This window comes from Campylobacter sp. RM12640, assembly GCF_020137595.1.
In the GTDB taxonomy this organism is placed as follows: Bacteria; Campylobacterota; Campylobacteria; order Campylobacterales; family Campylobacteraceae; genus Campylobacter_E.
Window position 1 is genome coordinate 1 of sequence record NZ_JACGAU010000040.1, and the last position, 7,984, is coordinate 7,984.

Annotated in this window: 5 protein-coding genes and 1 CRISPR repeat array; all 5 genes read left to right on the forward strand. The window is 28.6% G+C overall.

The genetic code is table 11. The features are described from left to right. Nucleotides 1–41 precede the first annotated feature (41 nt). The 5 genes from AVBRAN12640_RS09610 (at nt 42) to cas4 (ending at nt 6,662) form a co-directional block, all read left to right on the forward strand. Nucleotides 42–233 (forward strand): hypothetical protein, encoded by a 192-nt coding sequence (locus AVBRAN12640_RS09610; protein WP_214150413.1) that lies wholly within the window; start codon nt 42–44, stop codon nt 231–233. 793 nt (nt 234–1,026) lie between these two features. Next, complete coding sequence (locus AVBRAN12640_RS09615; RefSeq protein WP_336609118.1) at nt 1,027–4,809, forward strand: HNH endonuclease domain-containing protein; 3,783 nt, start codon at nt 1,027–1,029, stop codon at nt 4,807–4,809. Further along, nucleotides 4,803–5,759 carry a CRISPR-associated endonuclease Cas1 gene (cas1, locus tag AVBRAN12640_RS09620; RefSeq protein ID WP_336609117.1) on the forward strand — a complete coding sequence of 319 codons (957 nt, stop codon included), beginning with the start codon at nt 4,803–4,805 and terminating at the stop codon, nt 5,757–5,759. The genes AVBRAN12640_RS09615 and cas1 overlap by 7 nt, the downstream gene beginning before the upstream one ends. A 2-nt stretch (nt 5,760–5,761) precedes the next feature. Further along, complete coding sequence (gene cas2, locus AVBRAN12640_RS09625) at nt 5,762–6,028, forward strand: CRISPR-associated endonuclease Cas2 (protein WP_336609116.1); 267 nt, start codon at nt 5,762–5,764, stop codon at nt 6,026–6,028. Between the two features lie 61 nt (nt 6,029–6,089). After that, the gene (gene cas4, locus AVBRAN12640_RS09630; RefSeq protein WP_336609115.1) at nt 6,090–6,662 is read left to right on the forward strand and encodes a CRISPR-associated protein Cas4; all 573 of its coding nucleotides are present in this window, start codon (nt 6,090–6,092) and stop codon (nt 6,660–6,662) included. A 237-nt stretch (nt 6,663–6,899) separates the two neighbouring features. Continuing rightward, nucleotides 6,900–7,884: a CRISPR direct-repeat array (repeat unit 37 nt; unit sequence ATTGCAAACCTAATTCTATCACAACACGGTTTGAAAC). Nucleotides 7,885–7,984: the final 100 nt, after the last annotated feature.

The window sequence follows — 7,984 nt, forward strand, 5'->3', positions numbered from 1 at the left end:
TCGCAGGGGCATTATAAATAAACAATATTAAGGAGAGCTTAATGGATATGCAGTTTGGCTTAGGGCTAAAGTTAGCCTTAGGTGGATTTGATAAGCTAAAAACACAGCAAGAAAGATTAGAAAAACTTGGCAAAATTGCAAAGCTAAGCACCGATAAGATGGACAAGCTAACAAAAAGCATAAATAAGCTTAATAATTTAGATATAAAAGCAGGTCTTGCAAAAAAGCATTAATAAAAATTTTGGTAATAATAGGTTTTTATTTTTCTATTTAAATTTTATTAGAATTGGGCTTATAATAAAAAAATACGATAAGTTTTTTATTTTTGTTTTTAAGTTTCAAACCGTGTTGTGATAGAATTAGGTTTGCAATAAAAAATACTAAGTGATTTAAAATTAATTGCAACTAGTTTCAAACCGTGTTGTGATAGAATTAGGTTTGCAATATGAGTATTCAAAATTCTTGGAAGATAATAAACTTAGTTTCAAACCGTGTTGTGATAGAATTAGGTTTGCAATAAGAAAGGGATTAAAAAAAAAGAAAGGAAATTTTTAGTTTAAAACCGTGTTGTGATAGAATTAGGTTTGCAATAGCAAGGAAAACTTGCTTATATATCAAGTATTTGAGAGTTTTTAAAAAGTAGTGATTTTTCCACTTTTAAAATTCTTTCAAATTTTAGCACTTTAGTGGAAAAATTAAACCTGTGTTTAGTTTGTATCACTAGAATTAAAAAGCAAATCTAATTCTATCACAATATATTAGAGTTTGAAATCATTTTAAAGTTAGTAAAATATCGGGCAACTGGTTAGCCACCCCGATAACCCTTCAGTAAAATTAATTCAACTTATGATATTTTATGTATAGGTAAATGTTAGTTTTAAAACTTTTGATTTTAAAATCACTAATAAGAGTAGAAAAATATCGGATAATTATTTTATAATTCCGATATTTTATTATTTATTCCATAACATTTATAAATTATAATATTTTATATATACTCACACAAATGAATTTAAAGGAACAAGAATGAAAACTTATATTGGCATAGATATGGGAGCAAAAAATAATGGAGTATTTATAACACATACAAAAGATGGAAAGATTGTATATAAAACGGCTATGAACTATATTTTTGACCCATCTTTTATAAATTTTTTGAAAAAAGATAGAACTTCCAAAAGACACCAAAAAAGAGGTATAAAAAGGTCAAAATTTGCTAGAAGGCTTTTAGATGAATTGTTAAATAAAATCAAAATCAAAGATTTAAGCCAAAGCGAACTTGAGCTAATATATGGACTACTTAAAAATCGTGGGTTTAATTATATAAATATAGAATTTGAAAATGACATTAGCGATGAGAGTTTAGAAATATTAAACGAAATTGATAGCTATGAGTTTAAAAACTGCATTAACAAAAATGACTATGAATTAAGGCTTTCAAATTTTGCAAACGAGTATGATACTGATGAATTCTGTGAGTTTTTAGCTAAGCAAACTAGCCTAATAATGCAAAAATATGATAACGATAAATTTGTTTATAATATAAAAGCAAGTGATAGAAATGCTATTACAGATATGTTTGAAGCTCTTAGAAATGAAATGCTTAAAAATAACAAACACAGAGAAAAATATATAAAAGACATAAAAGAACTTTGCAAAAGTGTGGAATTTGGAAGTGTAATTTTAAAACTAAAAATAAATGCTGATGAGTTTGCAAATATTATTGGTAATATATCAAATTATCAAACAAGGGTTTTAAGAAGGTATTTTAATAACAAATTTGATGATGTTTTTGATGATGAAAAATTAAGAAAACAAAGCATAAGAAATATAAAATTTCTTACCTTTCAAGGCGAAAAAGAGTTAGAAAACAAACGCACAATGTTAGAAAACCTAAAAAATTCAAGCTATGAATATCTATGTAAAAATGACCCAATAATAAGCATTCCACCTTATGAGAGAATGAATAATAAAAACCCACAAACTTGTAATGTATTAGTCTTAAAAGACAAGCTTGGTAATAAGCTAAAAACTTGCCTAAAACATATTTTAGAAAATCCTAATTTTTCAAGCCTTACTATAGACGAGAACGGCGTTATAAAAGAATACGATGAATTAGATGAAAATGAGTTAAAAGTGGTTTTTCAAAGATTTTTAGATATATCTAAGGGGTATTTAGAAGATATTAAACTTTATCCTAGAAGTTTTGATAAATATGCAAAATATTTTAAAGATACGATATGTTTAAATGATAGTGATTTTGATGCCTTACAAGACTTTGCAAATAAATATTATGATGAATTGCTGCTGGCTAAAAAAGGTGTATTATCAAATAAACTTTTAAAGCCTTGTGGGTGTCATACTCCTTATAAAAATAACCTTAAACATACTCATCTTAGTATTTTATGGGCTAAGCCTGATGGATTTAGTGAAAATGATGTCAATATTTTTATGGAATTTATAAATAAAAAAGAAAATAAAGTTAAGGGTAATACTACCTTAAATGGTTTTTTAACTAATCTTAGCGAAATGGCTAAATCTTATCAAAACGCCTTTTACAAAGCTTTAGAAGACGAAAAGGCTTTATTAGATAACAAGGCTACAAATGATAAGGAATTAAAAAAGATTTTAGAGCAATATAAAAAAGCCTATGAATTAATAACTAGCCAAGAAATATTTAAAAATGTAGCTAAAAGCGACAAGCTAAAAACTATGATAAATCAGCTGCTTCAGAGTGCAAATATAATCTTAGATGATACTAAGGGTTTTAATAAACTTTGCAAGGAACACTCATTGCAAACTTTACTAAGAACAAGTGGTGAAAAAGCTATGTGTTCGGTATTTGGCTCGGATAGTGCAAGGCTTATAAATGGTAGGGTTGAAATGTATATTGATAGACTTGCTTATGAGATTATAAAAGATTTGGATTTAAGTAATACTAAAGAATTAAGTATAAATATAGAGCAAAATGCCTTTGCTTTTGAAACAGCAGCAAAAGAGCTTACAAAAACTAAAGTAAAAAGAAAGCCTAAAGAGCATTTTGTAATATGCCCTTATAGTGGGGAGTCTTTAAATCTCAAAAATGCTGAGTATGATCATATCTTGCCAAGAAGTAAATGTAAGTATAACTCAGAAGCGAATTTAATTCCCGTAAAATCATACGAAAATCTTAGAAAAAGTGATGGGTATATTTATTTTACTGATTTAAAAGAAGAATATAAAAATGATATATACAAAAAGTGTGGTGTAGCAAACGAAAATGAGTTAAAAATCTTTATAAATAATACTTTAAAAGGTATTGATACCGATAAATATACAAATTATAAAAATCTAAAATATCATGAGCAAATTGCCTTTAGACATGCACTTTTTATGCCTAAAGAAAACTTTTATGCTAAAGCATTGGAATTATTAGAACAAGATAAATTAAAAACCACAACAAACGGCACTCAAAAACGCCTTGCTAAACTAATAGTTCAAAAAGCTCTAACAAAGAATAAAGATTTAGATATTAATGTAAATTTTATTGATAGTAAGCTAACAAGTGCTATTAGGCGTGAGCTAAGTCTTGATTTACCAGAAATAGCAAAAGAAAAAATTCAATCAAGCCATAGCCATTGTATAGATGCTAGTGTTGTATTTTATATAGCTAGTGCTATTAATGATAAAAAGGTGGTATCTATAAATGAGAATGTGAAGTTTGAACCAAAGTTTAAATTCAGTGAGATTTATCTAAAAGAAAGTGAGATAAAAAATATACAAAGCCAAAAGTACTTAGAATTAAGTCAAGATAAAATTTCAAGAAAGCAATTATTTAAAGATACGATTTACTCACTTAGATATGAAAATGCTAAATATTTAAGTGATAAGCATTTAAATATTTTAAAAGAATTTGATTTATTAATGGAAGTTAAAAAACTTAAATCGGTAAGATTTCATATAGACACCAAAAAAGTTTTTGATTTAATCTTTGCAAGTTTTGAGGCAAAAGATATAAAAACACTAGAAAAAATTAAATTTTTAGATAAGTTTTTGGTATCAAGTGTTAGAAAAGATGTTTTAGATATATTTTTTGATGCTAAAAGTGGCGAGTTAATCAAGCCTAAAGATAATGGTGCAAATATAGAAAAGTTCTATGAAATCCTAGTAAAAAATGAAGTAAAAACTAAAAATGAAGTAGAAAAAATCCATAAGCTTTATATAAATAATTTCTACACAGGCAATCAAAAAGATATAAAAAGAGCTAGAAACAAACGCCGTGTTACATACTCGCTAAGTGTAGCTAGTGCAGCTAGTTTTGTGGTGCGTAGAAATACAGGTTATGAAGGTTTAGCAAATGAAAACATAGCTACAAAAAATTATTTTGATAATGAAAAAATAGTAGGTATAAAATATCATAGCAAGAATGTTTTACCACTTAAAATAGTTGATATTTTAGATATTTTAAACCTTAGCGAAAATGCTAAAGAAATCTATAAAATAAGCATTAAAAATAACTTACCAGAAAAAATCTCAAAGCTTGATTTTATAGTTAGTGAAGCTGCTAGACATACGGTGCAAGTGCATTTTAACAAGGCAAAATTAGGATATGATTTAGATATTTTTAAAAGTGCATTAAATGATAAAAATGATAAATGGGTGAAGTTTTGTGATGAGTGTTTAAATATTGAATTAGTTGAGTTTTTAGGTAAGCCAAGGGATTATAAAGCTAGTATAATTTGTGATAATTTTGAAGTTTTAGGGCTAAAATACACAACAAATCAAACCTCAAAAGCAAATAGACAAATTATGAAAGATAATATATGCTAAAACATCTCGTAGTGAATTCTTACGGGGTGTATTTGGGGCTAAAATCGGCTAGATTAGTAGTTAAAAAAGATGGAGAGTTAATCAAAGAATATCCACTTAAAAACCTAAAAACTATAAGCATAAAATCTCGTGGTGTAGGGCTAAGTAGTGACTTAGCCTATGCTTGTAGAGTGCGTGGGGTTAAGATATTCTTTAATGATTTTAAATCTCATTTAGCTTTACACACTTTACACGAGCATAAAAGCGTAAATGTGATAAAACATCAGATTTTAAGCGAACAAAACGGCAAAGACCTAGCCCTAGCAAAAGAGCTAATCATAGGTAAAATCAAAAACCAACGCTCCACGATTTTATACTTTTCAAGGTATTTGCAAGATGATTTGCTAAAACAAAAAACCACCGAGCAATTAAAAATATTTATTAACGAGCTAAAAACTTATAAAATGACAAAAGATAGCATTTTTGGCATTGAAGGAAGTGCGGCAAAAGTTTATTTTGACTATCTTAGACAAACAAGGCTTTTAGGAGATGAGTTTGTAAATCGTACGGGCAGATTTGCAGATGATAATGTAAATAAAGCCCTAAATTACGGCTACGCAATACTTTTAAACATAATTTATAAAAGCGTGATAAACGCAGGGTTAAACCCATATTTTGGAGTGCTTCATAGCTTAAGAAGTGCTAAGCCATCGTTAGTTTTGGACATTATGGAGGAGTATAGAAGTTTTTTAGTTGATAGAAATATTATCAAGCTAAGGCATCAGCTAAAGGGCGATTTTAATGAGTGTAAAAAGCTAATTTCAAATGAGATTTTTAGCTCACTTGCTAAAAAGTTGCCATATAATCACTCTAAACTAAGTCTTGAAAGCATCATACAAAGACAAGTTTATAAGCTTAGTGGGTTTTTGTGCGGTGCGAATAATTATCATTCTTATGTGTTTAGGTGGTGAGCGTGTATATTGTAAGCTACGATATAGAAGATAACAAATCACGAACAAAACTTTTTGAAGAGTTAAAAGACTTAGGGCTTTTAAATATCCAAAAATCAGTCTTTTATGGAGAGCTTAGCAAAAGTGAGATAAAGGTGGTAAAAGAGCTTTTTAAAAAGTTTTGTGGTGATGGAGATAAGGCGTTTTTGTGTAGGTGTGAGATAGATTTAGACTATACGCACGGTTATAAAAAGGCTGATTTAGAGCAACTTAGTTTTGATAGTATTTAGTAATTTGTGTATATTTCAACCAAAACAATGAGAATTTTAAATAATTTGAAATAGGAATTTCATGGAACTTTTGAAGGCGAGTTTGATTAGGCAGTTTGTGTTTTGTCCTAGGATATTTTATTTTTATAATTTTTGCGATATTACACCAAAGTATCCTAAGCATGTAGATTTTGGCAATGATTTTCATAAAAAGCAAGATGAGCTTTTCAAAAGTCGCACATTTGCTAAACTTGGGCTAAGCGAATATAAAGCCTATAAAAATCAATATTTAGAAGATGAAGAATTGTGCGGGGTTTGTGATATGCTCTTTGTTGGGGTTGATGAGGTGGTGGTGCTTGAGTTTAAACAAAGCGATAATCTAAATCTTAGTAACGGGGCGAAAATGCAACTACTAGCATACGCAAAAATGGCTAGTAAAACTTATGCTAAGCCTTGCAAAAGAGTGATTTTATGTTCATCAAATCATCTAAAACATAAGGTTTTTAATGTTTTTCCGAATGATTTTGCTAGGCTTAAAAGAGTTGTAAAAGATATGAAAAATCTTTTAGATAATGGAGTTTTTCCAAATAGTAGCGCTAGTCTTAATGCTTGTAATCAATGTGAATTTTTTAACTATTGTGATGATAGAGAATAAGTTGCGGATCCTAGGTGCTATGCAGAGCTAGGATTTTTGCTAACTTTAACCGCAATAATGATTTCAAACGCTCGTTGTGATAGAATTAGATTTGCTTTTTAATTTTAGTGATACAAACTAAACACAGGTTTAATTTTTCCACTAAAGTGCTAAAATTTGAAAGAATTTTAAAAGTGGAAAAATCACTACTTTTTAAAAACTCTCAAATACTTGATATATAAGCAAGTTTTCCTTGCTATTGCAAACCTAATTCTATCACAACACGGTTTGAAACTTAGCTACATTAAAAGCTATTTATCCAGATATTATATTGCAAACCTAATTCTATCACAACACGGTTTGAAACTATAGAAACCATAGCGCCAATCGCAATACTTACGCAAATTGCAAACCTAATTCTATCACAACACGGTTTGAAACCACGCTGAATAAAAATGCCATTTTGTATTATATGTAATTGCAAACCTAATTCTATCACAACACGGTTTGAAACTAAAAAAAAGTTTTTTTATCCTTATTTGTCATTTGGGATTGCAAACCTAATTCTATCACAACACGGTTTGAAACTTACACCATTTTTAGTGATAAATTCGCCCACCTTCCAATTGCAAACCTAATTCTATCACAACACGGTTTGAAACACTGGTCAAGTTTTTTTATCTACTATGATTTTACAAATTGCAAACCTAATTCTATCACAACACGGTTTGAAACCCTTTACCCATACTTGCAAGCAGACAAGGGCATAATTGCAAACCTAATTCTATCACAACACGGTTTGAAACTTTTTAATCCTATGAAACTTTAAATATTGCAAAGTCCATTGCAAACCTAATTCTATCACAACACGGTTTGAAACAGCAAAACACCATCGCAAAAAACTTTTATAGTATCAATTGCAAACTTAATTCTATCACAACATGGTTTGAAACAGCTCTTTATTAATTATTTTTAATTTTATTTCAAGTAATTACAAACCTAATTCTACCACAACACGGTTTGAAACTAAAAAACCCCATAGAACAAATAAGGATTTTTGATATTGCAAACCTAATTCTATCACAACATGGTTTGAAACTCAAGCAAATCAATTAAGCTTATAAGCTCATTAAATTGCAAACCTAATTCTATCACAACTTGGTTTGAAACCTAAAATATATCCCATTACCAAATAAATATATTGTAATTGCAAACCTAATTCTATCACAATAATGCTAGAAAGTAACGATATAACATAATAATACAAAACAAATACGATTAAGCAAAAAATATAAAGTAGAAAAACTAGAGTGAGTTTAAATTATTTGCATATTTTAAAATAG

Coding starts and splice junctions, on each gene's coding strand:
- cas1 (WP_336609117.1), top strand. CDS start 4,803: ATGCTAAAACATCTCGTAGTGAATTCTTACGGGGTGTATTTGGGGCTA.
- AVBRAN12640_RS09615 (WP_336609118.1), top strand. CDS start 1,027: ATGAAAACTTATATTGGCATAGATATGGGAGCAAAAAATAATGGAGTA.
- AVBRAN12640_RS09610 (WP_214150413.1), top strand. CDS start 42: ATGGATATGCAGTTTGGCTTAGGGCTAAAGTTAGCCTTAGGTGGATTT.
- cas4 (WP_336609115.1), top strand. CDS start 6,090: ATGGAACTTTTGAAGGCGAGTTTGATTAGGCAGTTTGTGTTTTGTCCT.